The 26,156-nt window shown below is 66.9% G+C and carries 22 protein-coding genes; 10 read left to right on the top strand and 12 right to left on the bottom strand.

Features of this window, described 5'->3' with window-relative positions:
• Window positions 1–14: 14 nt before the first annotated feature.
• The 9 genes from G370_RS0109670 (at window position 15) to G370_RS0109630 (ending at window position 9,651) form a co-directional block, all read left to right on the top strand.
• On the top strand, window positions 15–857 hold the full coding sequence (locus G370_RS0109670) for a glycine zipper 2TM domain-containing protein (protein ID WP_026347069.1): 843 nt from the start codon (window positions 15–17) through the stop codon (window positions 855–857).
• A 123-nt stretch (window positions 858–980) separates the two neighbouring features.
• Window positions 981–1,523 carry a GNAT family N-acetyltransferase gene (locus G370_RS0109665; protein ID WP_019660420.1) on the top strand — a complete coding sequence of 181 codons (543 nt, stop codon included), beginning with the start codon at window positions 981–983 and terminating at the stop codon, window positions 1,521–1,523.
• A 176-nt stretch (window positions 1,524–1,699) separates the two neighbouring features.
• On the top strand, window positions 1,700–2,356 hold the full coding sequence (locus G370_RS0109660; protein WP_026347068.1) for a glutathione S-transferase family protein: 657 nt from the start codon (window positions 1,700–1,702) through the stop codon (window positions 2,354–2,356).
• 77 nt (window positions 2,357–2,433) lie between these two features.
• The gene (locus G370_RS0109655; protein ID WP_019660418.1) at window positions 2,434–4,713 is read left to right on the top strand and encodes a thiamine pyrophosphate-dependent enzyme; all 2,280 of its coding nucleotides are present in this window, start codon (window positions 2,434–2,436) and stop codon (window positions 4,711–4,713) included.
• Window positions 4,714–4,716: 3 nt separating this feature from the next.
• The gene (gene asnB, locus G370_RS0109650; protein ID WP_019660417.1) at window positions 4,717–6,660 is read left to right on the top strand and encodes an asparagine synthase (glutamine-hydrolyzing); all 1,944 of its coding nucleotides are present in this window, start codon (window positions 4,717–4,719) and stop codon (window positions 6,658–6,660) included.
• A 66-nt stretch (window positions 6,661–6,726) separates the two neighbouring features.
• The gene (locus tag G370_RS0109645; protein ID WP_019660416.1) at window positions 6,727–7,287 is read left to right on the top strand and encodes an NADPH-dependent FMN reductase; all 561 of its coding nucleotides are present in this window, start codon (window positions 6,727–6,729) and stop codon (window positions 7,285–7,287) included.
• A 212-nt stretch (window positions 7,288–7,499) separates the two neighbouring features.
• Window positions 7,500–8,930 carry a replicative DNA helicase gene (locus G370_RS0109640; protein WP_019660415.1) on the top strand — a complete coding sequence of 477 codons (1,431 nt, stop codon included), beginning with the start codon at window positions 7,500–7,502 and terminating at the stop codon, window positions 8,928–8,930.
• A gap of 263 nt (window positions 8,931–9,193) precedes the next feature.
• The gene (locus tag G370_RS0109635; RefSeq protein ID WP_019660414.1) at window positions 9,194–9,406 is read left to right on the top strand and encodes a hypothetical protein; all 213 of its coding nucleotides are present in this window, start codon (window positions 9,194–9,196) and stop codon (window positions 9,404–9,406) included.
• The gene (locus G370_RS0109630; RefSeq protein ID WP_032955311.1) at window positions 9,403–9,651 is read left to right on the top strand and encodes a hypothetical protein; all 249 of its coding nucleotides are present in this window, start codon (window positions 9,403–9,405) and stop codon (window positions 9,649–9,651) included. Before G370_RS0109635 ends, G370_RS0109630 begins: the two co-directional genes overlap by 4 nt.
• Before the next feature lie 145 nt (window positions 9,652–9,796).
• Here G370_RS0109630 and lpdA read toward each other — a convergent pair whose 3' ends face one another.
• The 6 genes from lpdA to purB all read right to left on the bottom strand — a co-directional run bounded on the left by lpdA (window position 9,797) and on the right by purB (window position 19,994).
• Entirely contained in the window at window positions 9,797–11,233 is a 1,437-nt protein-coding gene (gene lpdA, locus G370_RS0109625) for a dihydrolipoyl dehydrogenase (RefSeq protein ID WP_019660412.1), read from the bottom strand.
• A 63-nt stretch (window positions 11,234–11,296) separates the two neighbouring features.
• The gene (sucB, locus tag G370_RS0109620; protein WP_019660411.1) at window positions 11,297–12,496 is read right to left on the bottom strand and encodes a dihydrolipoyllysine-residue succinyltransferase; all 1,200 of its coding nucleotides are present in this window, start codon (window positions 12,494–12,496) and stop codon (window positions 11,297–11,299) included.
• Between the two features lie 41 nt (window positions 12,497–12,537).
• Complete coding sequence (locus G370_RS0109615) at window positions 12,538–15,369, bottom strand: 2-oxoglutarate dehydrogenase E1 component (protein WP_019660410.1); 2,832 nt, start codon at window positions 15,367–15,369, stop codon at window positions 12,538–12,540.
• 187 nt (window positions 15,370–15,556) lie between these two features.
• A complete protein-coding gene (locus tag G370_RS0109610; RefSeq protein ID WP_019660409.1) occupies window positions 15,557–16,453 on the bottom strand; it encodes a GNAT family N-acetyltransferase in 897 nt (298 codons plus the stop codon).
• An 11-nt stretch (window positions 16,454–16,464) separates the two neighbouring features.
• The gene (locus tag G370_RS0109605) at window positions 16,465–17,880 is read right to left on the bottom strand and encodes a ribosomal protein uL16 3-hydroxylase (protein ID WP_019660408.1); all 1,416 of its coding nucleotides are present in this window, start codon (window positions 17,878–17,880) and stop codon (window positions 16,465–16,467) included.
• Window positions 17,881–18,626: 746 nt separating this feature from the next.
• Window positions 18,627–19,994, bottom strand: coding sequence for an adenylosuccinate lyase (purB, locus tag G370_RS0109600; protein ID WP_019660407.1), 1,368 nt, complete (start codon window positions 19,992–19,994; stop codon window positions 18,627–18,629).
• Between the two features lie 292 nt (window positions 19,995–20,286).
• On the opposite strand from purB, the gene G370_RS0109595 reads away from it, so the two are divergent.
• Entirely contained in the window at window positions 20,287–21,711 is a 1,425-nt protein-coding gene (locus tag G370_RS0109595; protein ID WP_019660406.1) for a class II fumarate hydratase, read from the top strand.
• 105 nt (window positions 21,712–21,816) lie between these two features.
• Here the strand turns inward: G370_RS0109595 and G370_RS0109590 are convergent, their stop codons facing one another.
• From G370_RS0109590 to G370_RS0109565, 6 genes are all read right to left on the bottom strand, one after another.
• A complete protein-coding gene (locus G370_RS0109590; RefSeq protein ID WP_032955309.1) occupies window positions 21,817–22,242 on the bottom strand; it encodes a hypothetical protein in 426 nt (141 codons plus the stop codon).
• 106 nt (window positions 22,243–22,348) lie between these two features.
• Window positions 22,349–22,954: a YggN family protein gene (locus G370_RS0109585; RefSeq protein ID WP_019660404.1), complete on the bottom strand. Its 606-nt coding sequence runs from the start codon at window positions 22,952–22,954 to the stop codon at window positions 22,349–22,351.
• A gap of 29 nt (window positions 22,955–22,983) precedes the next feature.
• Window positions 22,984–23,871: a DUF4097 family beta strand repeat-containing protein gene (locus tag G370_RS0109580; RefSeq protein WP_019660403.1), complete on the bottom strand. Its 888-nt coding sequence runs from the start codon at window positions 23,869–23,871 to the stop codon at window positions 22,984–22,986.
• 24 nt (window positions 23,872–23,895) lie between these two features.
• On the bottom strand, window positions 23,896–24,924 hold the full coding sequence (locus G370_RS0109575; RefSeq protein WP_019660402.1) for an ABC-2 transporter permease: 1,029 nt from the start codon (window positions 24,922–24,924) through the stop codon (window positions 23,896–23,898).
• Window positions 24,921–25,796 carry an ABC transporter ATP-binding protein gene (locus G370_RS0109570; protein ID WP_019660401.1) on the bottom strand — a complete coding sequence of 292 codons (876 nt, stop codon included), beginning with the start codon at window positions 25,794–25,796 and terminating at the stop codon, window positions 24,921–24,923. The genes G370_RS0109575 and G370_RS0109570 overlap by 4 nt, the downstream gene beginning before the upstream one ends.
• Entirely contained in the window at window positions 25,796–26,155 is a 360-nt protein-coding gene (locus G370_RS0109565; protein WP_006453095.1) for a GntR family transcriptional regulator, read from the bottom strand. Before G370_RS0109565 ends, G370_RS0109570 begins: the two co-directional genes overlap by 1 nt.
• Between the last annotated feature and the right edge of the window lies 1 nt (window position 26,156).

Here is a 26,156-nt window from a genome sequence, read left to right as displayed (position 1 = left end):
GCAAGGAGCAGGTCATGAAAAGCACAACTACAACTGTCCTGGTCGCAGCGGGCGCGCTGCTGGTCGGTGGCATCGCCACCGCCGCCTTCATGAAGAGTGGCGACAAATCGCCCGATTCCATCAGCGCCACCACCCCCAATGGCGAGTCGCGCCTGGTCGACGGCAGTGCCACCGACGATGGCGCACGTGGTGACAGGCTCGACCCGTCTGCGCCGCGTGGGCTGGAATACGCCGACGTGCTGAAGGTCGACCCGATCACCGAGAAGCAGAAGGCCTACGCCACTGTGATCGGCACCGATCCGGTGCGCGAGACTTCCACCACCCAGACCCCGCACGAGGTGTGCCAGGACGTGACCGTGCAGGAACGCCTGCCGGAGCGTGATGGCAACGTCGGTGGCACCGTGGTCGGCGCCGTGGTCGGCGGCCTGCTCGGCAACCAGGTTGGCGGCGGCAACGGCAAGAAGGCCGCGACCGCCGCAGGCGCGGTGGCCGGTGGCTTCATCGGCAACCAGATCGACAAGCGCCACGTGGGTGGCCGCGTGGTCAACCGCACCGAGCGCCAGTGCCACACCGAGACCGCCACCTCCGAGTCGAGCCGTGTTACCGGCTACAACGTGACCTACCGCAACGAAGACGGCACCACCGGTACCATGCGCATGGCCAGCAAGCCGGGCAACCGCATCGCCATGGGCACCAATGACGTGGTGAAGGGCTACAACGTGACCTACCGCTACGACGGCGCCGAGAAGACCGTGCGCATGGACAACAAGCCGGCCAGCGATCGCCTGCCGGTGGTCGATGGCCAGCTGGTCACGCAGACCGCTGCTGCCGGCGCCACTGCGGCCACGCGCCAGTAATCCAGAATACGTGCTGTACCCGACGGGCCGGCGCATGCCGGCCCGTTTCGTTGTGAGCGCGGGCATTCATCCGTGTGGAGGCCGAATCCACCATCATGGTGGCCCCTTCGACATGGAGTCGGCATGAGCATCTTCGACCTGCGCCTGGAAACCGAGCGCCTGATCCTGCGCCCGCTGCGGCGCGAGGACTACGAACCCTATCTGGCGTTCTGCGCCGACGAGGAAACGATGCGCACCCTCGGTGGCGTGCAGCCGCCTTCGGTAGCCTGGCGCGGCTTCTGCAGCCTGGCTGGCGCCTGGCAGCTGTTCGGCTTCTCGATGTTCAGCGTGATCGAAAAATCCAGCGGGGACTGGATCGGGCGGATGGGCCCCTGGCAACCGCAGGACTGGCCGGGTACCGAGGTCGGCTGGGGCATCCGCCGCGCCAGCTGGGGCCGGGGCTATGCGCCGGAAGCGGCGGTCGCGGCGATCGACTGGGCCTTCGACACGCTGGGTTGGCACGAGGTGATCCATACCATCGCCGAGAACAACGACAACTCGCGGGCGGTCGCGCGCAAGCTCGGCAGCAGGTTGCTGCGCATGGGCGAATTGCCGCCGCCGTACAACGACAAACCAATGCAGATCTGGGGCCAGTCGCGCGAGCAGTGGCGGCAACGCGCGCGCTGAGCGTTGCCTGGTAGTGCCGGCCGCTGGCCGGCAACCATGTTGCGGCAGCATTCGTGCAATCGCCGGCCCGCGGCCAGCGTTACCTGGTTGCCATGCTGCATCCGCGCTTGGCATTCCCTGGCGCACTTGCCAGACTGCACGCAGCCGGCCGCCGGCCGGATCCGATGGAGCAGGCAATGGTGGAAGAGCGCGTCCCGCTGACGGTGCATGGCATGTCGGTCTCGGGCAATTGCCACAAGGTCCGGCTGCTGCTTGAGCAGCTCGGGAGCCGTTACCGCTGGGTGGAAGTGGACAGTGCCCATGGCCAGACCCACACGCCCGAATTCCTTGCGCTCAACCCGAATGCCAAGGTGCCGCTGATCGTCCGCGACGACGGCCGCGTGCTGACCGAATCCAACGCGATCCTGTTCTGGCTGGCCGAAGGCACGCCCTACCTGCCCAGCGATGGCTGGGAGCGTGCGCAGGCGTTGAGCTGGATGTTCTTCGAGCAGTACACGCACGAGCCGTGCGTGGCGGTAGCGCGCTTCATCCGGGGCTGGACGGCGCCCGACTCGCCACGCCGCGCCGAGCTGCCACGGTTGCACGAGCGCGCCGCCACCGCGCTGGCGGTGATGGAGCAGCACCTTCGCCAGGCGCAGTGGTTCACCGGCAGCAGCTACGGCATCGCCGATATCGCCCTGTTTGCCTACACCGACGTGGCAGGCGAGGGCGGCATCAGCCTGGAGCCATTCCCCGAGGTGCGCGCCTGGCTGCAGCGCGTGCGTGAGCAGCCGCGCTTCCTGCCGATGCCGGCGGTGACCGCCGAAGTGCGCTCGCGATTCGAGGCCGCGTGACTCTCACCAAGGTAACCCCCACAGGGTAGCGCCGGGCCATGCCCGGCGGAATGCAACAACGACACGGAGGGTGTTCGATGTTCGCTGTGGTTCCAGATCCAATTCCCGCACGCATGCGCGTGCTCAACCGCGCCGAAGTGTGCGACGTCAACTTCCTCGATGCGGTGCGTGGCTGGCGCGGAACCCCGCGTCCGCGCCCGGCACCGGATGCGCCGATCCTGCCGGGCAGCACGCTCACCGCCGCTGCTTTCGGCGAGCTGTTCGACTCGCAGCTGGCCAGCCGCCAGCTGGACCTGATGGCACGCGTGCTGCGCGTGCAGAACAAGGTCTTCTACACCATCGGTTCCTCCGGCCATGAAGGCAATGCGCTGCTGGCGCGGGCCTGCCGGCATACCGATCCCGCCTTCCTGCACTATCGCTCCGGTGCCTTCATGGCCGAGCGTTCACGCCAGGTGCCGGGTATCGACCCGCTGCGCGATGCCGCTCTGTCCTTCGCCGCCAGCGCGGATGATCCGGCCAGCGGTGGCCGCCACAAGGTGTGGGGCAGCAAGCCATTGTGGGTGCTGCCGCAGACCTCGACGATTGCTTCGCACCTGCCGAAGGCGCTGGGCACCGCGCTGGCCATCGAGAGCGGCAAGCGGTTGGGGCAGGCGCTGCCGGTTCCCACCGATAGCATCGTGCTGTGCTCGTTCGGCGACGCCTCGGCCAACCATGCCACCGCGCAGACCGCGTTCAATACCGCGATGTGGTCGGCCTACCAGAAGCTGCCGGCGCCGATCCTGTTCGTCTGCGAGGACAACGGGCTGGGCATTTCGGTGAAGACGCCGGACGGCTGGATTGCCGAGCGCTTCAGCCGGCAGCCGGGGCTCGACTATTTCTTCGCCGATGGCCTGGACCTGGCCACCGGGCATGCCCAGGTGCAGGCCGCGGTGGAACATTGCCGGCGCACGCGGCGGCCGACCTTCCTGCATCTGCGTACCACGCGCCTGATGGGCCATGCCGGCACCGACTTTGAAGTGGAATGGCGCGCGCTGCCGGAGCTGTGCGCGGCCGAGGCGCAGGATCCGCTGCTGCGCTCGGCGCAGATCGCGATGGAATCGGGCTGGATGGATGCAGCCGCCATCGAAGTGGCCTACGAAACGATGCGCGCGCGCTGCATGGCGGCGGCCGCCGACGCCGAAGGCCACCCGACGCTGCAGTCGCTGCAGGACGTGATGGCGCCGCTGGCGCCGTACACACCGGCGGCGGTGCAGGCTGAAGCGCGGCGCGAGGTGCCCGCCGAGATGCGCGAAGCGCTGTATGGCGGTGCGGAGACCCTGCCTGAGCGGCAGGCGCCACGGCACCTCGCCATCCAGATCAACCACGGCCTGCAGGAACTGCTGGCGAAGTATCCGCAGAGCCTGTTGTTCGGCGAGGACGTCGCGCAGAAGGGCGGTGTCTACACCGTCACCAAGGATCTGCTGCGCCGCTTCGGGCCGCGCCGGGTGTTCAACACGCTGCTGGACGAGACCATGATCCTGGGCATGGCGCAGGGCCTGGCCAACATGGGCATGCTGCCGATTCCGGAGATCCAGTACCTGGCCTACCTGCACAACGCCATCGACCAGGTGCGCGGCGAAGCGTGTTCGTTGCAGTTCTTCTCCAATGACCAGTACCGCAATCCGATGCTGGTGCGGGTGGCCGGGCTGGGGTACCAGAAGGGCTTCGGTGGCCACTTCCACAACGACAATTCGATCACGGCGCTGCGCGACATTCCCGGCCTGGTGGTCGGTTGCCCGTCGCGTGGCGACGATGCGGTGATGATGCTGCGCACGCTGGCGGCGCTGGCCCGGGTGGATGGACGTGTGGCGGTGTTCCTGGAGCCCATCGCACTGTACATGAGCAAGGACCTGCATGAGCCGGGCGATGGCCGGTGGCTGTTCGACTACCCGGACCAGGGCCAGGCGCTGGTACCGGGTGAAGGCCGGGTCTATGCGCCGGAGGCAGGCGACCTGGTGGTCTACACCTATGGCAACGGCGTGCCGATGGCGCTGCGCGCGGCGCGGGCGATCGAGCAGCAGCTGGGCTGGCAGGTGCGGGTGGTCGACCTGCGCTGGCTGGTGCCGCTGGATGCCGGCTTCATCGCCAGCCAGGCCGCCAGTGCACGGCGGGTGCTGGTGCTGGACGAGGGCCGCCACAGTGGTGGGGTGGGCGAGGGCGTGGTCACGGCACTGGTCGAGGCCGGTTTCGGCCACCTGCCGCTGCGCCGGGTCTGCGGTGCCGATACCTATACCCCGCTGGCGGGGGCAGCAATGTTCGGGCTTCCAAGCGACAATGCGGTGATTGGCGCCGCCCTTGAACTGGCGCAGGAACCTTGATGCATGTGTGGATTGGCGGGAATGTTGTTGCCGGCGCCTGTGGCGTCGGCCGAAGTGCTGCAGGCGCAGGTTCTGGCCATGGGCGAGGCGCTGCACCACCGCGGGCCGGATGATGGCGGCAGCTGGGCCGATGCCGGGGCAGGCATCGCGCTGGCGCACCGTCGGCTGAGCATTCTCGACCTGTCGCCGCTGGGCCACCAGCCGATGGCCTCATCCGATGGTCGCTACGTGATGGCCTACAACGGCGAGGTCTACAACTTCGCCGCCCTGCGTGCCGAACTGGAGCCGCTGGGGCATGCCTTCCGTGGCCACTCCGACACCGAGGTGCTGCTGGCAGCGATCCTGCAATGGGGCATCGAGGACACCCTGCAGCGCTGCAACGGCATGTTCGCCATCGCGCTGTGGGACCGCCAGCAGCAGTGCCTGTGGCTGGCCCGCGATCGTGTTGGCAAGAAGCCGCTGTACTACGGCTGGGCCGGTGACACCCTGGTGTTCGGTTCCGAACTGAAGGCGCTGTGGCAGCACCCGGCCTTCGACAACGACATCGACCGCGACGCACTGACCCTGTTGCTGCGATTGGACTACATTCCGGCCCCGCACAGCATCCACCAGCGCTGCTACAAGCTGATGCCGGGCCGCGTGCTGCGCCTGGATGCCGAAGCCGTCGCGGCGGGTGCATCGGCGCACCGCCCGGAACAGGCGCAGCGCCCCTACTGGGATGCGCGAGCACGCATGCAGGCGGCGCTGGCTGCGCCGTTCCAGGGCCGCATCGAGGAGGCCGAGGAACAGCTGGACGGGCTGCTGCGCGACGCAGTGGCGCTGCGCATGGTGGCCGACGTGCCGGTGGGCGTGTTCCTGTCCGGCGGCACCGATTCATCGCTGGTGGCCGCGCTGATGCAGGCACAGAGCGGTCAGCCGGTGCACAGCTTCAGTATCGGCTTCACCGGTTCGGGCCACGACGAGGCGCCGCTGGCCAGGGAACTGGCCGCGCATCTGGGCTGTGACCACACCGAACTCTACGTCAGCGGTGCCGATGCACTGGCGGTGGTGCCGCAGTTGCCGGCGATGTTCGACGAACCCTTCGCTGATGCCTCGCAGGTGCCGACCGCGCTGGTCGCCCGCTTGGCGCGGCAGGGCGTAACCGTCGCGCTGTCCGGCGATGGTGGTGACGAGCTGTTCTTCGGCTATACCCGCTATGTGCGCGCGCTGCGCAACTGGCAGATGCTGGGCCGCGTGCCGGGGCCGCTGCGGCGCTGGATGGGCGCGCGCTCCCAGCAGCAGGGCGAGGCCTCGCGTACCGGCGGCCTGGCCGCGCTGTTGGCCGAGTCCGGCGCGCGTGGCATCGGTGACGTGTACCGCAACCGCATCTCGCGCTGGCGCGACCCGACGGCGGCAGTGCCGGGCGCACAGGCTGCCGGCAGCTTCTACGACCTGGCCGATCCGTTGCACGGCGCCGGCACACCGGCCGACGCGATGATGCTGGCCGATTACGTGACCTACCTGCCGGATGACCTGCTGTGCAAGGTCGACCGCACCTCGATGGCAGTCAGCCTGGAGGCACGCGCGCCGCTGCTGGACTGGCGCGTGGCCGAGTTCGCCTGGTCGCTGCCGCTGGGCTTCAAGCGCAGCGAAACCACCAGCAAGGTGCTGCTCAAGCGCGTTCTTGGCCGCTACGTGCCGCAGTCGATGGTGCACCGGCCCAAGCGCGGATTCGGTGCGCCGGTCAGCGACTGGCTGAAGGGCGACCTGCGGCCGTGGGCCGAAGACCTGCTGCAGCCCGCACGGCTGGAGCAGGAGGGCGTGTTGTCGGCGGCGGCGGTGCAGCCGCTGTGGCAGCAGTTCCTCGGCGGCCAGCGCAAGTGGCATACCCATCTGTGGAACGTGCTGATGTTCCAGGCCTGGCAGGCACATTGGCGGCAGGTGCGCGCGGGCGTGACCGGCGGCTGATCTTCACCGGACGGCACGGACCCGGCGTCTAGGCTGGGCCTCCCGCACCGTGAGGAGAAAATCCCGATGTCCGTCCCCACCATCGCCGTGTTCGTCGGCAGCCTGCGCAAGGATTCCTGCAACCGCAAACTGGCCCATGCGCTGGAGAAGATTGCCGGTGACCGTGCGCGCTTCCAGTACGTGCAGATCGGTGATCTGCCGTTGTACGACCAGGACTTCGATGGGCACTATCCGGCGCAGGGTACCCGGCTGAAGGACCAGGTCCGTGCCGCCGACGCGGTGCTGTTCGTGACCCCCGAGTACAACCGGTCGGTGCCCGGCGTGCTCAAGAACGCCATCGATATCGGATCGCGCCCGTATGGTGACAGTGCGTTTGCCGGCAAGCCGGCGGCGGTGATCGGCGCCTCCATCGGCCAGATCGGCACCGCCGTGGCCCAGCAGCATCTGCGCAACAGCCTGGCCTTCCTGGACATGCACGTGCTCGGCCAGCCAGAGGCATTCATTCATTTCAAGGACGGCCTGATCGATGCCGACGGCACGGTCCACAACGAGGGCACGCAGAAATTCCTGCAGGGCTATATGGACCGGTTCCTGGCGCTGATCGCGGTGCACGTCAAGGGCGATTGACGCCAGCGGTCGACACCCCCATCTGCGATAATGGGTGCTCGGGCGCCGCAACGGCGCCCGTCGCAGGCAGTGCGACGCTCCCACGCCAGTCTGGCCAGGTACCGGCGGATATCCCCCGTTTTCCCACGGTTTATCCACAGGCTTGTCCATCGCCGCCGGGGGCGGCACATGCCTACACTCGTCTCGCCCACTTTTGCAGGAAACATCGCAGCATGTCCGCTCGCCCCGGCTTCCGTTCCAACCGCAGAGAGCGCGGTGATGGCTTCGATCGCGAACGCGACGAGTCGCGCATCGACCAGCTGCGGGTACCGCCGCATTCGGTGGAAGCCGAGCAGGCGGTGCTGGGTGGCCTGATGCTGGCCCCGGAGGCCTACGACCGGGTCAATGACCAGCTGACCGAAAGCGACTTCTACCGCCGCGACCACCAGATGATCTATCGCGCAATCCGTGAGCTGTCCGAGCGCGAGCGGCCGTTCGATGCGGTGACCCTGGGCGAGTGGTTCGAATCGCAGGGCAAGATGGAACTGGTGGGTGATGGCGCCTACCTGGTCGAGCTGGCCAGTACCACGCCGTCAGCCGCCAACATCGTGGCCTATGCCGAGATCGTGCGTGACAAGGCGGTGCTGCGGCAGCTGATCCAGGTCGGCACGGATATCGTCAACGACGGCTTCCAGCCCGAAGGGCGTGACAGCAGCGAGCTGCTGGCCTCGGCAGAAAAGAGCGTGTTCGCCATCGCCGAACAGGGCGCACGCGGCCGTACCGATTTCGTGGCGATGCCCGGTGCACTGAAGGATGCCTTCGAAGAGCTGCGCAGTCGTTTCGAGAACGGCGGCAACATTACCGGCCTGCCGACCGGTTATACCGATTTCGACGCAATGACCTCCGGCCTGCAGCCGACCGACCTGATCATCCTTGCCGCGCGCCCGGCCATGGGCAAGACCACCTTCGCACTGAACATCGCCGAGTACGCAGCGATCAAATCGAAGAAAGGCGTGGCCGTGTTCTCGATGGAAATGTCGGCCGCGCAGTTGGCGATGCGCCTGATTTCCTCCAATGGCCGCATCAACGCGCAGCGCCTGCGTACCGGCCAGCTGGAAGACGAGGACTGGAGCCGTGTCACCAGCGCGATCAAGATGCTGAAGGAAACCAAGATCTTCATCGACGACACGCCCGGCGTGTCGCCTGAAGTGCTGCGTTCCAAGTGCCGCCGCCTCAAGCGCGAGCATGACCTGGGCCTGGTGGTGATCGACTACCTGCAGCTGATGAGCGTGCCGGGCAACAGCGAGAACCGCGCGACTGAAATCTCGGAAATCTCGCGTTCGCTGAAGGGCCTGGCCAAGGAACTGAACGTTCCAGTGATCGCGTTGTCGCAGCTCAACCGCTCGCTGGAAACGCGTACCGACAAGCGCCCGGTGATGGCCGACCTTCGCGAATCGGGCGCAATCGAGCAGGACGCGGACATGATCGTCTTCATCTACCGCGACGATTACTACAACAAGGAAAATTCGCCAGACAAGGGCTTGGCCGAGATCATCATCGGCAAGCACCGTGGTGGCCCGACCGGTTCGTGCAAGCTGAAGTTCTTTGGCGAATACACCCGATTCGACAACCTGGCCCACGATTCGGTCGGTTCGTTCGAGTAACGGTCGTGCCGGCCGTTGGCCGGCAACCGCCATCGGGCGCTGTAGAGCCCAAGGCAGCGGCAGGAGCCGCTGTCAGCGCCCCCGTGCAGCGCGGGTTCCATGCGGTCGCCACGAAGCGCAGCCGGGCATGGGCTCGGCATTGCACCGGCGCTGGGTCGGTTTCATCGCCCCCAGCCCGGTTTCGTCGCAAACCATTTGCGCGCGGCAAGGGCAGGGCGCCAACGTGTCGGCAGGCGGCAAGGTGCCGCCACAAGGAGACCGTGATGAAGACCCTGTTCGCGCTCGGTGTGTGGTGCCTGCTGTTCGTGCTGTGCTGGCCGCTGGCGGTCCTCGCCCTGATCGCGTGGCCGTTTGTCTGGTTGCTGAGCCTGCCGTTCCGCTTGGTCGGCATCACGTTCTCGGCGCTGTTTGCGTTCCTGCGCGCGCTGTTCATGCTGCCCGCGCGCCTGCTCGGCGGCGGCCCGGTGGCGGCATGAGGGCAGTGGTGCTGGTCGCGCTGGCATTGCTTGCGGGGCCGGCACCGGCCACACCGGTGTCACCGTCGTCCGCATGGCTGGAACGACAGCAGGCCGCCGCTGCCGATGAGGCGGATGCTGCAGCGGCCAGGGCGGTCAAGCCCAGGGAGCGCTGCCGGGTGGTGAAGGAGTGGAAGGCGGGTGGAACCGTGGTCCGGCACCGCATCTGTGACGATCCGCCGAAGAAGCCGGCCGGAAAGGTGTAGCGCCGAGCCCAATGCTCGGCGGCCTGTGCAGGGCAGCCGAGCGTGGACTCGGCACTACAGGGAAATGAGCAACAAAAAACCCCGCCGAAGCGGGGTTCCTTGCATCCGGCCATCCCGGCCAGCGGCCGGCACAACCCGCGAACGATCAGTTCGCCTTGTGGATGGCGCGCTTGCTGACCGCCATCGCCGCGTCGTGGATCACTTCCGACAGCGACGGGTGGGCGTGGCAGATGCGGGCCAGGTCGTCGGCCGAGCCGCTGAATTCCATGGTCAGCACGCCTTCGTGCACCAGCTCGGAGACGTTGGCGCCGACCAGGTGCATGCCGAGGATGCGATCGGTTTCGGCATGGGCCAGGATCTTCACGAAGCCCGCCGGCTCGATCATCGCCACGGCACGGCCGTTGGCGGCGAACGGGAAGCTGCCGGCCTTGTACGGAATGCCCTCGGCCTTCAGCTGGGCTTCGGTCTTGCCGACCCAGGCCAGTTCCGGCTCGGTGTAGATGACCCACGGGATGGTGTCGAAGTTGACGTGGCCCGGCAGGCCGGCGATCAGCTCAGCCACCGCGATGCCTTCCTCGAAGCCCTTGTGCGCCAGCATCGGGCCGCGCACGCAGTCGCCGACCGCCCACACGCCGTCGACGCCGGTGTGGCAGTGCGCATCGACTTCAATCTGGCCGCGCTCGTTGACCTTGACGCCGGTGCCTTCGGCCAGCAGGCCCTTGGTGGCGGCGCGACGGCCCACGGCCACCAGCAGCTTGTCCACGGTCAGGGTCTTTTCGCCTTCGGCGTCGGTGTAGGTGACGATGACTTCCTTCTTCTTGCCCTTGCCGGTGATCTCGGTCTTGGAAACCTTGGCATTGAGCTTGATGTCCAGGCCCTGCTTCTTGAACTCCTTGGCAGCGGTCTTGGCCACTTCGGCGTCAGCAGCGGCCAGGAACTCCGGCATGGCTTCCAGGATGGTCACTTCAGCGCCCAGGCGCTTCCACACGCTGCCCAGTTCCAGGCCGATCACGCCGGCGCCGATCACCGCCAGGCGGTTCGGCACTTCGGTGAAGTCCAGGCCGCCGACGTTGTCGACGATGGTCTCGCCGTCGAACTTGGCGAACGGCAGCTCGATCGAATCCGAACCGGCCGCGATGATGACGTTGGTGCCCTTCAGCTCGACTTCCGAACCGTCGTGCTGCTTCACCTTGACCACGTTGCCTGGCTGCAGCTGGCCGAAGCCGTAATAGGCGGCGACCTTGTTGGCCTTGAACAGCATGCCGATGCCGCCGGTGAACTGCTTGACGATCTTGTCCTTGCGGCCAATCATCGCCTCGACGTCGATCTTGGCATCCTTGAAGCTGATGCCGTGGTCGCCAAAGATGTGGCCCATGTTCCAGAACTGGCGCGAGGAATCCAGCAGCGCCTTGGACGGGATGCAGCCCACGCGCAGGCAGGTGCCGCCGAGGGCCGGCTTGCCGTCCTTGCCCAGCGCTGCGTCGATGCAGGCGGTCTTCAGGCCCAGCTGGGCCGCGCGGATGGCAGCGTGGTAACCGGCCGGGCCGGCACCGATGACGACGACGTCGAATTGTTCAGCCATTGAATTATTCCTTGATGCATTACCAGAACCCCTCCGCGCAGGCGCGGAGGGGCGGGAGGTTTCTTACAGGCCGAACAGCATGCGGCCCGGGTTTTCCAGCTGGTTCTTGATGTCCACCAGGAACTGCACCGAGTCCTTGCCGTCGATGATGCGGTGGTCGTAGGACAGCGCCAGGTACATCATCGGCGCGATCACGACCTGGCCGTTCTGGGCGATCGGACGCTCCTTGATGGCGTGCATGCCCAGGATGGCGCTCTGCGGCGGATTGATGATCGGGGTCGACAGCAGCGAACCGAAGGTGCCGCCGTTGGTCACGGTGAAGGTGCCGCCCTGCAGTTCCTCCAGGCCCAGCTTGCCGTCACGTGCCTTCTTGGCGTAGTCGGCGATGGTCTTCTCGATGTCGGCGAACGACATGCGCTCGACGTTGCGCAGGACCGGCGTGACCAGGCCCTTTTCGGTCGAGACGGCGATCGAGATGTCCGAGTAGCCGTGGTAGATGATGTCGTCGCCGTCGATCGAGGCGTTGACGAGCGGGAAACGCTGCAGCGCGTTGGCGGCGGCCTTCACGAAGAAGCTCATGAAGCCCAGCTTGATGCCGTGGGCCTTGACGAACTCGTCCTGCAGTTCCTTGCGCGCGGCCGAAACCTTGGACAGGTCGACTTCGTTGAAGGTGGTCAGCATGGCGGTGGAGTTCTTCGACTCCATCAGGCGCTCGGCAATGCGCTTGCGGATGCGGGTCATCGGCACGCGCTCTTCCGGACGTGCGCCACCGGCCTTGCCGGCGCCGCCGTTGCGGGCGAAGTTGACGATGTCTTCCTTGGTCACCGCGCCACGACGGCCGGTGCCGTCGACGTCGGCTGGGTTCACGCCTTCGGTGATGGCGGTGAAGCGGGCGCCCGGCGGCAGCGCGTCGGCGGCCGACTTGGCAGCCGGGGCCGGCGCAGCGGCAGCGGCCGGAGCAGCGGCGGCCGGTGCGGCTTCAGCCTTCTTCTCTTCAGCGGCCGGGGCCGGAGCCGCAGCTACGGCGCCTTCTTCGATGATCGCCACGACCTGGCTGGAGGTCACGGTATCGCCTTCCTTGAACTTGATTTCCTTGAGCACGCCGTCAACAGGCGACGGCACTTCCAGGACGACCTTGTCGGTTTCCAGGTCAAGCAGGTTTTCGTCGCGCTTGACGGCGTCGCCCACCTTCTTGTGCCAGGTGGCGATGGTGCCGTCGGCGACGGATTCGGGCAGTACCGGGGCTTTGACTTCGGTGGCCATTGCGGGAGCTTCCTGGTTTGTCTTCTAAATAGGGGGGAGAGTTATTCAGCGACCTGGTCGTTGAACGGGTTGACCAGTGCGTCGGCGATCAGCTGCTGCTGCTCGCGGACATGGTCAGCCATGTGACCGGCAGCCGGCGAGGCCGAACGTGCGCGACCGGCGTAGTGCAGGTTCTGGCCATCGGCCAGGCAGAACTGCAGGTGGTGGCGGATCTGGTACCACGCACCCTGGTTCTGCGGTTCTTCCTGCGTCCACACCACGTCGGTGGCCTTGCCGTACTTCTTCAGCTCGGCAGCCAGCAGCGCACGCGGGAACGGATACAGTTGCTCCACGCGGATGATCGCCACGTCGTCCTGGCCACGCTTGGTCTGGTCCTCCAGCAGGTCGTAGTAGACCTTGCCCGAGCACAGCACCACGCGCTTGACCTTCTTGGCGTCGGCATTGGCGTCGCCGATCAGGTGCTGGAACTCGCCGTTGGCCAGCTCGTCGAGGGTCGACACCGCCAGCTTGTGGCGCAGCAGCGACTTCGGCGACATCACCACCAGCGGCTTGCGGGTGGTCATGTGCAGCTGGCGACGCAGCATGTGGAAGGCCTGGGCCGGAGTCGACGGCACGACCACCAGCATGTTCTCCAGCGCGCACAGCTGCAGGAAGCGCTCCAGGCGCGCCGAGCTGTGTTCGGGGCCTTGCCCTTCATAGCCGTGCGGCAGCAGCAGGGTCAGGCCGGAAATGCGGCCCCACTTGGCTTCACCGGCGGCGATGAACTGGTCGATCACCACCTGGGCGCCGTTGGCGAAGTCGCCGAACTGGCCTTCCCAGATGCACAGCGTGTTCGGATCGGTGGTGGAGAAGCCGTATTCGTAGGCCATCACCGCTTCTTCGCTCAGCAGCGAGTCGATGACGGTGGCCTTCTCCGGCGAATCCACCAGCTGCCGCAGCGGCATGTAGTAGTTGTCGGTCTTCTGGTCGTGCAGGATCGCGTGGCGGTGCGTGAACGTACCGCGGCCGACGTCCTGGCCGACCAGGCGCAGTGCATGGCCTTCGTCGAGCAGGGTGGCGTAGGCCAGGTTCTCGGCAAAGCCCCAGTCGCCCGGAATCTCGCCGGCGGCCATCTTGCGGCGGTCGTCGTAGACCTTGGCCACGCGCGAGTGCAGCTGCACTTCGTCCGGGATGGTGTTGATCAGCCTGGCCAGTTCGACCAGCTTGTTCTTCTCGACCTTGGTCGAGACCGGGTCGGACAGCTTGCCTTCCAGCAGCTTCGGCCAATCGACGAACAGCGGGCTGCTCGGCGGGGTCTTCTCGACCTTGGCCAGTTCGGTGGTCACTTCACCGGCGTCCAGCTTCTCGCGGTAGGCATCGACCATCGCCTTGCCGGCACCGGCGGCGATCACGCCTGCCTTCTCCAGCTGCTCGGCGTACATCTCGCGGGTGGTCGGGTGCTTGCGGATCACCTGGTACATCAGCGGCTGGGTGATTGCCGGTTCGTCGGCCTCGTTGTGGCCCCAACGGCGGTAGCACATCAGGTCGATGACCACGTCCTTGGCGAACTTCTGGCGGAACTCGAAGGCCAGCTGCGCGGCGAACACCACCGCTTCCGGATCATCGCCGTTCACGTGCAGTACCGGCGCGGCGATCATCTTCGCCACGTCGGTGGCATAGCGCGTGGAGCGCGTATCCAGCGGGTTGGAGGTGGTGAAGCCCACCTGGTTGTTGACCACGATGTGCACGGTGCCACCGACGGCGAAGCCGCGGGCCTGCGACATCTGGAACAGCTCCATGACCACGCCCTGGCCGGAGAAGGCCGCGTCGCCGTGGATCAGGATCGGCATCACCTGCTTGCGGGCGGTGTCCTTCCGGCGCTCCTGGCGCGAACGCACGGAACCGGCCACGACCGGGTCGGCGATTTCCAGGTGCGACGGGTTGAACGCCAGCGCCAGGTGCACCGGGCCGCCTTCAGTGGCGACGTCGGCGGAGAAGCCCATGTGGTACTTCACGTCGCCGGCCGAAGCGTGCTCGTCGTGCTCGAACTTGCCCTCGAACTCGTCGAACAGCTTGCGCGGGTTCTTGCCCAGGGTGTTGACCAGCACGTTCAGGCGGCCGCGGTGGGCCATGCCGATCACCACGTCCTTGACGCCATCCTTGCCGGCGCTGCGGATGATGGTGTCCATCATCGGGATCAGCGAGTCGCCGCCTTCCAGCGAGAAGCGCTTCTGGCCGACGTACTTGGTGTGCAGGTAGCGCTCCAGGCCTTCGGCCGCGGTCAGGCGCTCCAGGGTGCGGCGCTGGGTGTCAGCGTCCAGCTGGTAGTTGCCACCGGCCGCTTCCAGCTTCTTGTAGATCCACTGGCGCTGCTCGACCTCGGAGATGTGCATGAACTCCGCACCGATCGAGCCGGTGTAGGTCGCCTTCAGGCGTGCCAGCAGGTCGCGCAGCTTCATGCGCGGCTGGCCGCCGACGCCGCCGGTGCTGAACTCGCTGTTGAGGTCGGCATCGGACAGGCTGTGGAACGGCAGGCCCAGGTCCGGGGTGTTGACCGGTGCGGCCAGGCCCAGCGGGTCCAGGCGGGCGTCGAGGTGGCCGCGGGAGCGGTAGGCGGTGATCAGACGACCGACATTGCGCTCGCGCTCGTCGCCCGCACCGCTGCCGGTGCCAGCTTTCAGCGCATCCTTGGCCGCGTCCGCGATGTGGGAGATGACGGCCGAGTGCGGAATGTCACCTGCTTCACGGCCCTTGAAGCCATCGAAGTAGGTTTTCCATTTGGGATCGACACTATCCGGGGAGACCAGGTACTGCTCGTACAGGTCCTCGACATAGGAGGCGTTGCCGCCGGCGAGTTGCGAAGATTGCGCAAACTGCTTCAGTTGATTGTCCACGATGGAGGGTGTTGATTCGCTTTGTGGGGTATGGCTTCAGAAGGACCCGGCAGGAATGATGAATAGCCCTGCGCGGGCGCGTTCAAACAGCCAAATTGTACCCCCAACGGGCCACGAAGGGGCATTGCCGCAGGCAACCCGCGTCCTCGGGTGCCGGTTCCAGACAGGTTGGGTCGGCGGCGCCGGCTCAGATGCCGAGCGCGCGCAGTTCGCTGCAATCGCGCGAACGGTCCCAGACACGCAGCAATTGCTGCTCGAACGGCTGCGAACGTGCAGGCAGTGCGATGCCGGCCTCGCCGTCGAGGCGATGGCCGATCAGACGAAAGTAGAAGTCGCCCGCATCGTTGAGCAGGCAGGCCGAGGCCAACGCACGGTCGACCGGATCGCTGACCTCGCGGAACCGGACCACGCTGGGCAGGCGCTGGGCCAGCGCCAGCAGTGGGGCGCCGGCAGCGGCGATCGCAGCGGCATCGTGCACGATCACCTGCAGCTGCTTGTCGTGGCGGGCAGTGACGAAGCGGCGCAGCGCGGCCTGCACCGTAGGCGTGTCGAGCAGGCCCGGGTCGAGCTGGCGGCTGTGCAGCCACAGCTGGCGACGGGCGCGGTGAATGACGGCGGTAGTGGCCGCCACGGCCTCGGCGCGGCTGTCGATGGCGCTGGCCGCGCCCAGCCGCCGCCGCATCTGCTGGTGGCCGATGCCGGCCTCCTCGAACACCTCGCCCTCGGGCAGGAAGCCCTGGCGGGCATAGAAGTCGCGGGCGGGCAGCTGGGCGTGCAGGTGCAGTTCGGCCAGGCCGAGCCGGCGCCCGGCCTCCACCAGTGCCTCCAGCAGGGCCTCACCGACGCCCTGGCTGCGATGGTCGGCCAGCACCGCCATGCGACCGATGCGGCCATCGGGGGCCAGGCGGCCGGTGCCGACCGGCAGGCCTTCGGCGTCCAGCGCCAGCACATGGGCGCTGACCGGGTCCAGCGCGTCGCGTTCCAGTTCGGCGGCGATGCCCTGTTCCTGCACGAACACGCGTTGGCGCACGTCGTGGATGGCAACATGGGCGTCGGCGTGGCTGACCTGCTGGACCCGGACCATGGCGGCAGGGCTCAGGCGCGACCGTCGTCGCTGTCGTCTTCGTCGTGATCCTCGAAGTTGACGATGACCTCGATGCCGTCGTCGTGCACGGTCACGGTGTGGACATCGTCGGACACCGCGTCGGCGTCGATCGCGTCGACACGGTCACGGCCTTCAACCACTTCGCCGAGCACCACGGCGTCTTCGCCGTCATCCTCATCTTCAGCGTCATACACCTCGTTCGGATCGATCAGCTGGAACACGCCACCGGCCAACAGCTGCTGGACCACCGCGCGGCCCTTGTCGGACAGGCCGCGATAGGCGGCGGCATCGAGCTGCTCGGCGCCGGCGAGGCGCTGCGCGTCCTTCACCGGCAGCGCGAAGTCCTGGCCGCTGACGTACAGGCTGGCGCCACGCTTGGCCCGGCGCCAGGCCAGGCGCGCCCAGGGGTGACGCTGCAGCAGCAGGCCCGAGGCCAGGGCCTGGACCACTTCCTCCGGTGCGGGAGCGGCCTGGTGAGCCATCACTTCGCCGGCGGCGCGGTAGGTGGTGATGAAACGGCCGAACCAGTCACCCAGCTTGTCCGGGTCGTTCATGCGGATGGCGTTGAGCGCGGTGATCACCCGCGCCATCGCCACCGTGTCGATCTCGTTCGGGTCGGCCGGCACCTTCAGGTCGGCATCCTGATAGCGGATGTTCTCGTCGGCATCGGCAATCAGGGTGTCCAGGTAGTCGCTGATCAGCTCGGCCGAGGACGGCGCACGCATGCCGAAGGAGAAGGTCAGGCAGGGGTCTTCGGCGACGCCGTGGTGCGGCACGTTCGGCGGCAGGTAGAGCATGTCGCCCGGCGCCAGCACCCAGTCGTGGGTGGGCTTGAACACCTTCAGCAGCTTCAGCTCCACGTCCGGGCGGAAGCCCAGCGGCGGCTGCCTGCCCTTGATCGATTCGCTGGCATCGATCTGCCAGCGGCGATGGCCGTGGGCCTGCAGCAGGAACACGTCGTACTGGTCGACATGGGCGCCGACCGAGCCGCCGGTGGCGGCGAAGCTGATCATCACGTCATCCATGCGCCAGCGCGGCAGGAAGCTGAAGTGCTCGATCAGGGCGCGCACGTCCGGGTCCCACTTGTCCACGTCCTGCACCAGCAGGGTCCAATCGTGGTCGGGCAGGGCGGGGAACACGTCTTCCTGGAACGGGCCGGTGCGCACGCGCCAGCCGTCCTGGGTCTTGTCGTGCTCGATCAGGCGCGCCAGCACGCCTTCCTCGCAGGCCAGCCCGGCCAGGTCTTCCGGCTGCACCGGGGTCTGGAAATTGGGGAAGGCGTTGCGGATCAGCAGCGGGCGTTTCTGCCAGAAGTCGCGCAGGAAGGTGGCCGGCGCCATGCCCAGCGGCTGGCCGGGGCGGGCGGTGACTTCGATCAGGGGGGCGGAGGACTTGCGGGCGGCCATGGGGGAATCCTTGCAGCGGAAAGCGGGAGGGGCGGCGTGGCGGGCCGCCAAGGGTTCCATTGTCCGCCGTTCGTCGGGATTGCGCACGTGCGGTGGTTTGTCGCGGGGTGTCCGGCCAACGGCGGAGCCCCTCGTGGCGGGGTTTGGGTTGGTCGCTGAAAGCAAAAGCCGGGTTTGGCCGGGCGGGTGGGCTGCGCGGGGGACGCTGCAAGTACGTCCCTGTAAGCTTGGCCGCCGCATCCATGCGGCGGACACCCCCGCGCAGCCCACCCGCCCGGCCCCTGACAATTTCCTGTGCGGCCCGCCACGGAATGGAAGAAGAAGATGAAAGGCAACGGCGGGTCGCGCGCTGCGCTTGCTTGTGTAGAGCCGAGCCCACGCTCGGCTTGCTGTTGCCCACGCCCAAAAGCAGCCGAGCACGGGCTCGGCTCTACAAAAGACCCTCAAACAAAGACGGACGCGGCGAAGCCGCGTCCCTCTTTCAAATTCTGCCCCGACAACCCCACGCTCTTCGATCCGTCACCGGAAATCTGTCAGAGGTGGGGCGGGAGGGGTCAGCGGGACCGTTGGCGCCATGGATGGCGCCATCGAGCCCCCATGGATGGGTTTACGGCGTGTCCCGCTGGCCCCTCCCGGCCCGCCCAGCTAGCAGCAATCCAGAGCCGCTCTTGACGTTGCTATTGCTGTTGCCGTTGCCTGCCGCAGGCAGCGCCCGCGGCCGCGGCCGCCGCCGCAACGGAAACCTCTTAGATCTTCTTCGCCAGTGACTCGGCCAGGCCGGTGTAGCTGCCCGGGGTCATCTCCAGCAGGCGCTGCTTCGCATCCGCGGGCAGCTCCAGCCCCTGCACGAACGCACGCATCGACTCAGCAGTGATGCCCTGGCCGCGGGTCAGCGCCTTCAGCTGCTCGTACGGGTTCGGCAGGCCATGGCGGCGCATCACCGTCTGCACGGCCTCGGCCAGCACTTCCCAGGCCGCGTCCAGATCGGCATCCAGGCGCTGCGGGTTCACTTCCAGCTTGCCCAGGCCCTTGGCCAGCGAATCCAGCGCCACCTGGCTGTGGCCGAACGCGGTGCCCAGTGCACGCAGCACGGTGGAATCGGTCAGGTCACGCTGCCAGCGGCTGATCGGCAGCTTCGCGCTGAAGTGCTCAAACAGCGCGTTGGCGATGCCGAAGTTGCCTTCGGCATTCTCGAAATCGATCGGGTTGACCTTGTGCGGCATCGTCGACGAACCGACTTCGCCTTCCTTCAGGCGCTGCTTGAAATAGCCCAGCGAGATGTAGCCCCAGATGTCGCGAGCCAGATCGATCAGGATGATGTTGGCGCGGCGTGCGGCATCGCCGATCTCGGCCACGTTGTCGTGCGGCTCGATCTGCGTGGTGTACGGGTTGAATACCAGGCCCAGGCCGGTCACGAAGCGCTCGGCGAAGGCCGGCCAGTCCACGTCCGGGTAGCTGGCCACGTGGGCGTTGTAGTTGCCGACGGCACCGTTGATCTTGCCGGTCAGTTCGACCGCGGCGATCTGCCGGCGCTGGCGTTCCAGGCGAGCGACCACGTTGGCCAGTTCCTTGCCCAAAGTGGTCGGCGAGGCGGTCTGGCCGTGGGTGCGCGACAGCATCGGCTGGCCGGCCTGGGCGTGGGCCAGGGTGCGCAGGGTGCTGGCGATGCCGTCCAGGGTCGGCAGCAGCACCTCGCGGCGGGCCTGTTCCAGCATCAGGCCGTAGCTGAGGTTGTTGATGTCTTCGCTGGTGCAGGCGAAATGCACGAATTCCAGCGCCGGCGCCAGCTCGGCGTCATCCTTCAGCTGTTCCTTGATGAAGTACTCCACCGCCTTGACGTCATGGTTGGTGGTGCGCTCGATCTCCTTCACGCGCGCGGCCTGGGCCGGGCTGAAGCGGGCGGCCAGGTCGCGCAGGCGGGCGACGGCGGCGTCGGAGAACGGCGCCAGTTCGACGATGCCCGGTTCGGCGGCCAGCGCCAGCAGCCATTCCACCTCGACCGTGATGCGGGCCTTGATCAGGCCGTATTCGGAGAAGATCGGGCGCAGCGCGTCGACCTTGCCGGCATAGCGGCCATCGAGCGGGGACAGGGCGAGCAGGGCGGAATCGGACATGTCGGCAGGGCTGGGACGAGCGGCGGGGCCGATATTCTACGACGTGCCGGCGGGGCGTGCCCTGTAGAGCCGAGCCCACGCTCGGCTGCTTCAGAGAATCCGGCGCCCTGCGGGAAGCCGAGCATGGGCTCGGCTCTACAACACGGCCCTGCGGACGGAACGTTCTGGCCCGTCCTCGTCATCCCACGCTGCGGGCAAGGGAGTATCGTTGGCGCAGCCGCCAGCCCGGGAAGCGACACCCTGCCAGCCGCCGCTTCCCTTTCCCCAACTGAAGTAGTGCGGAGTTGATGCAATGAGCAAAGCTGCAAGCAAGGGTTTCAGAATCGAACACGACAGCATGGGCGAGCTGCAGGTGCCTGCGGACGCCCTGTGGGGCGCCCAGACCCAGCGTGCCGTGCAGAATTTCCCGGTGTCGGGCCAGCGCATGCCGCGCGGTTTCATCCGTGCCCTGGGCCTGGTCAAGGGCGCTGCCGCCGGCGTCAACGCCGAGCTGGGCCACCTGCCGAAGAACGTGGCCAAGGCCATCCAGACCGCTGCTGCCGAAGTGGCCGCCGGCAACTGGGACGCGCACTTCCCGATCGACGTCTACCAGACCGGTTCGGGCACGTCGTCGAACATGAATGCCAATGAGGTCATCGCCACCCTGGCCAACCGTGCCGGCAAGGCGGGCAAGACCACCGTGCATCCCAATGACCACGTCAACCAGGGGCAGAGCTCCAACGACGTGATCCCGACCGCGCTGCGCGTGTCGGCGGTGCTGGCGACGCACGAACAGCTGCTGCCGGCGCTGGTGCACCTGCGCAAGACCCTCGACAAGAAGGGCCGCAGCCTGCGCAAGGTGGTCAAGACCGGCCGTACCCACCTGATGGACGCGATGCCACTGACCTTCGAGCAGGAGTTCGGCGCATGGTCGGCGCAGCTGGCCTCGGCGCAGGAGCGCATCGAAGACAGCCTCAAGCGCGTGCGCCGCCTGCCGCTGGGTGGCACCGCCATCGGCACCGGCATCAACGCCGACCCGCGTTTTGGCGCGCAGGTAGCCAAGGCACTGAAGCAACAGACCGGTTTCAAGTTCGACAGCGCCGAGAACAAGTTCGAAGGCCTGGCCGCGCAGGACGATGCAGTGGAGTTGTCCGGCCAGCTCAATGCACTGGCGGTGGCGCTGATCAAGATCGCCAATGATCTTCGCTGGATGAACGCCGGTCCGCTGGCCGGGCTGGGCGAGATCGAACTGCCGGCACTGCAGCCGGGCAGCTCGATCATGCCGGGCAAGGTCAACCCGGTGATTCCGGAAGCAACCGTGATGGCGTGCGCGCAGGTGATTGGCCACCACACCGCGATCACCGTGGCCGGGCAGACCGGCAACTTCCAGCTCAACGTCACCCTGCCGCTGATTGCGGTGAACCTGCTGGATGGCATCGGCCTGCTGGCCAATGTGTCGCGGCTGCTGGCCGACAGCGCGATTGCCGGGCTGAAGGTGCGCCAAGACCGTGTTGCCGAGGCGCTGTCGCGCAATCCCATCCTGGTCACGGCGCTGAACCCGATCATCGGCTACGAGAAGGCAGCGGCCATTGCCAAGCGTGCCTACAAGGAACAGCGCCCGGTGCTGGACGTAGCGCTGGAAGACAGCGGCCTGCAGGAAGCGGAACTGCGCCGCCTGCTGGACCCCACCGCGCTGACTGCCGGTGGCATCCACGCGGGGGGCGGTGGCGGCGGTTGATGCGCCGGTCGTAGGGCCGAGCCCATGCTCGGCTGCTTCCTGGACCTGAGCCGGGCATGGGCTCGGCTCTACAAGAGGAAACGCCGCCCAGGGGGCGGCGTTTTTTCAGCGGCGGTCGGCGACGATGTTGCCGAAGGTGTCGGTGTAGTCCTTGAACTCGGGGATGCGCTGGACCAGGTCGGACGGGATCACTTCCATGCCTTCCGGCGGCTGGATCTTCACCGGTTGCATGTTGGGATCGGCCGGGGCGGCGACCAGGGTGTTCTGGCGCAGTACTTGCAGCCGGCCGAACATCGTCTGCAGCATCTGCTTCTGCCCTTCGTCGAGCGGGATCTGGATCTCGTCCACCTTCATCGTGCCATCGCCGAGGATGATGATGTTCGGTGCCGGCGGGCGACGCACGGTCACCATCCCTTCGCTGACGGAAATCTTGGGCTTGCCGCGCTCGGCGCGGTGGTTGCGGTAATCCTTGTCACAGCCGACCAGGCCCAGGCAGAGCAGGGCGGCCAGCAGCAGGAACAACTTCTTCATGGCATTCGGTTCGGGGGCGTCCGGGGCCGACATTGTAAGCCGGTCGGCACGTTACGGCCGGCAGCGGGGCGCCGCTGCCGGCCGGGTGTGCTGATCTGTCACAGGCCTAGCGCTGGACCACGGTGTCCTTGCCGCAGTCGTCGACGTCACTCTGGTCCATCGTGGCGTACGGCTTGAACGCGGGCAGCGATGCGGCCAGCGCCTGCTGGCTGGCCAGCATCGCCGGCATGCGGTTGCAGATGCGCTTGGCCTGGGCTTCGATCTTCTCCGCCTCGGCATTGATCCGCTTCTCGATGCCCTCGCTGTCGCCGCTGAAGATGCCCTTCAGGGCCTCTCCGGCAGCACTGGCGCCGAGCTTGGCACCGGCCAGGCCGACATCCATGCCGTCCATTGCAATGGCAACGACGTGGCCGCGGTATTCCAGCAGCTGCCGGCGCTGGGCCTCATCAGCCGGCACTTCCTTGCCGCCGATCAGCAGCCGCCCGTCCGGCGTGATCTCCGCACGCGGCTGCTTGTCGGCCGAGATCTTGATGTTGCCCTGGGCGATGTCCTTGCGGGCATCGTCCATGGCCTCCTTGACCGTCTGGCCGACCCCGCTGGTCGCCTCGGCCACGCTTTTGCCGACGGTGGTATCAGGCGTGGAGGACGTGCCGCCGCAGGCGATCAGCGGCAGGCACAGCAGGGTGGCAGGCAGCACGCGCAGCAGATTCATGGCAGTGTCCTCGATCGGTCCGGTGGCGGTTACTTTTTGCGGGGCAGGGTGACGGTGCCGCTGACGTTGCGGTGGCCCACGTCGCCGCTGCCGCTGTGGTCGACGGTCAGGCTGCCGCGCACGCCATCGACCTGGATGTCACCCGAGCCGTGGCTGCGCACATGCACGCTGCCGCCGATGTCGGACAGGTCGACATCGCCGGAGCCGACCACGCCGACCTCGACGTTGCCCTGCACGCGCTTGAACCCGACGTCGCCGGACCCGACGGTGTCCAGCCGGGCGTTGCCGCGGACATCGCTGAGCTTCAGGTCACCCGAACCCACCGTGCCGGTGACCGCATCGCCGCCGATGTTGCGTGCCTTGACGTCGCCAGAGCCCAGCGACAGCAGGTTCAGCGAGCTGCCGCCGTCGATGTCCAGGTCACCCGAGCCCACCGCTGCGTGGATGCTGCCACGGGTGCCACGGATGATGGCATCACCGGAGCCGACATCCACGCTCAGCGACTGCGCGTTGTCCACACTGGCATCGCCGGAACCGACCTTCAGCTGCAGGGGCAGGTTGTCCGGCACGCTGCCACGGATGTCCAGCCAGGCATAGCTGCTGCCCAGGCTGATGCCGCTGTCGCGGCCTTCGCGGCGCAGGCTGACCACCAGCTTGTCGCCTTCCTTCCGCTGATCCAGCACCAGCTGGTCCAACCATTCCTGGCTGGAGGCGCAGGCGCGACCATCCAGCTGGCCACCGCCCTTGCTGGCGACCACCTTCAGGTCATGCTGGTTCACCTCGAACACCACCGCCTTGGCGCCGGATGTCTCCAGCTTCAACGTACGGGCAGCGGTGAACTTGCAGTTAGGGGCATCGGCGGCCAGCGCCGACAGCGGCAACAGCAACAACGCAGAACAGGCGAGCAGGGAACGCATGGTGATGCCTCCAGGTGGATGGGATCAGATCTCGCCGGCGCGCTTGCGCAGGCGGATGGCGAGGAAGATGAACACTGCACCGACGGCCGCACCGATCCACAGCTCCGGCATCGCCAGCGACTTCAGCTGCGAGGCAGGGGACATCAGGCTGACCACCGAGTCCAGATCTCGGCGCGACCCTTCACCTGCGCCGAGGCGATACAGCAGGTCCATGCCGGGTACGCCGCCCAGCAGCAGGCGGCCGACGATGTTCTGCCAGAACCAGCCGGTGGTCAGACCGAACAGCGGCATGATCTTGGTGGTGCTGACGATGACGCCGGCAAACAGCGGCAGCATCACCGCCCACAGGAACGGCTTGCTCTTGGCCCAGGCCGAGCACAGCAGCAGCCAGCCGGCGGTGGGCAGGGCCCACAGCGCGTAGACCGGAATCCAGCTCAGGTGGCCGGCAGCCAGGGTCAACGGGCTGGCCGGGCCCCAGATCAGGGTCATCGGGCTGCCACCGTGCATCAGCGCGACGATGCTGATGACCAGCATGAAGCCGAGCATGGTGATGATGCCAGCGATCACCGCGATCAGCGGGGCCACGATCAGCGCACTGATCAGCTTGGACAGCACCGTCTGGGTGTCCGACAGCGGCAGCGACTTCCAGAACAGGATGCTGCGGTCGCGGCGGTCATCGTACAGGGCGCCCAGGCAGTAGAAGAACACCACGAAGGCCAGGACCAGGAATGGCCACGCCGAGCTGAGCACGAGGGTCAGGTCGAGGCCGTTACCGAGATCGGCCAGGTCCTTGGCACTGATGTCGCGGGTGAGCAGCGCCAGGTCCAGGCCATTGATGTTCACATCTTCGCCGTCGATGTGCAGGCCGCCGTCGCGCGCGGCACGATGCAGCGCGAACAGGCCGAACGCGATGCCGATGGTGCTCATCACCAGCGAGATCAGTCCGGCGATCAACGGTGCATAGAGGAAGCCGCCGCGGTTCTCCCAATACTCGCGCTTGAGCAGCCAGCGCAGGGTGCCGATCGGGCTGACGGGGTGGTTGACGGCGTTCATGCGTAGGTCCCCTTCATGATGGCGACGAACAGGTCGGCCAGGCCCGGGATGCGGGTCTCGCCGAGGGAGGAAAGCTGGGCGCGCGGCACGCCATCGAACAGCATCACCGTCTTGCCGAACGCCAGGCTGCGCTCGTCGATCGGCTTCAATGCGCGGGCGGTGTCCAGCTGTTCGGCATTGACCAGCAGCTCGGTATAGCGCTGGCCGACGTCGTCCATTTCAGCGTCGAGCACGATGCGGCCATCACGGATGAACATGACGTCGCTGAGGATATGCTCGATTTCCTCCACCTGGTGGGTAGTGACGATGATCGTCTTCTGTTCGTCGAAGTAGTCTTCCAGCAGGCGCTGGTAGAACTCCTTGCGGTACAGGATGTCCAGGCCCAGTGTCGGCTCGTCCAGCACCAGGATGCGGGCATCGATGGCCATCACCAGCGCCAGGTGCAGCTGCACGATCATGCCCTTGGACAGCTCCCGCACGCGCTGCTTCGGCTGCAGCTTGGTGTTGGCCAGGAAGCGTTCGCAACGGGCGCGGTCGAAGCGCGGGTGAACGCCAGCGACGAAGTCGATCGCTTCGCGGACCTTCAACCAGCGCGGCAGCACGGCGACATCAGCGATGAAGCAGATGTCATTCATCAGTTCGTCGCGGTGCAGTCGCGGGTCACGCCCGAGCACGCTCAGGTCCCCCTCCACCGAGGTCAGGCCAAGAATGGCCTTCAGCGCGGTGGTCTTGCCGGCGCCATTGGGCCCGATCAGGCCGACGATGCGCCCGCTTGGGATGCTGAAGCTGGCGTTGTCGAGGGCAACCGTGGTCTTGTAGGCCTTGCGCAGGCCTCGGGCGGTGATGACCGCTTCACTTGCAGTGCTCTTCATCAGACTTTCCCCTGGGGCAGCAATTCGTCGAGGCTCAGGCCCAGGCGCTGGATGCGCTCCAGGACCGCCGGCCATTCTTCGTTGAGGAAACGGTCGCGCTCGCTGCTTCGCAGCTGCGTAGCCGCCTGCTCGGTCATGAACATGCCCAGGCCGCGGCGCTTCTCCACCAGGCCTTCGTCAGCCAGTTCCTGGTAGGCGCGCGAAACGGTGATGGGGTTGAGTTGATAGTCGGCGGCCACCTGGCGCACCGAAGGCAGGGCATCGCCCGGCTTGAGGATTCCGTCGAGCATCATGGCGATCACGCGCTCCTTCAACTGACGGTAGATGGGAGCGCCGTCGCTCCACTGGATGTCGCTCATG

The sequence above is a fragment of the Stenotrophomonas hibiscicola ATCC 19867 genome (assembly GCF_000382065.1).
Lineage (GTDB): Bacteria > Pseudomonadota > Gammaproteobacteria > Xanthomonadales > Xanthomonadaceae > Stenotrophomonas > Stenotrophomonas hibiscicola.
The sequence above is the reverse complement of the archived record's forward strand: the minus strand, read 5'-3'. Positions and strand labels throughout refer to the sequence as shown.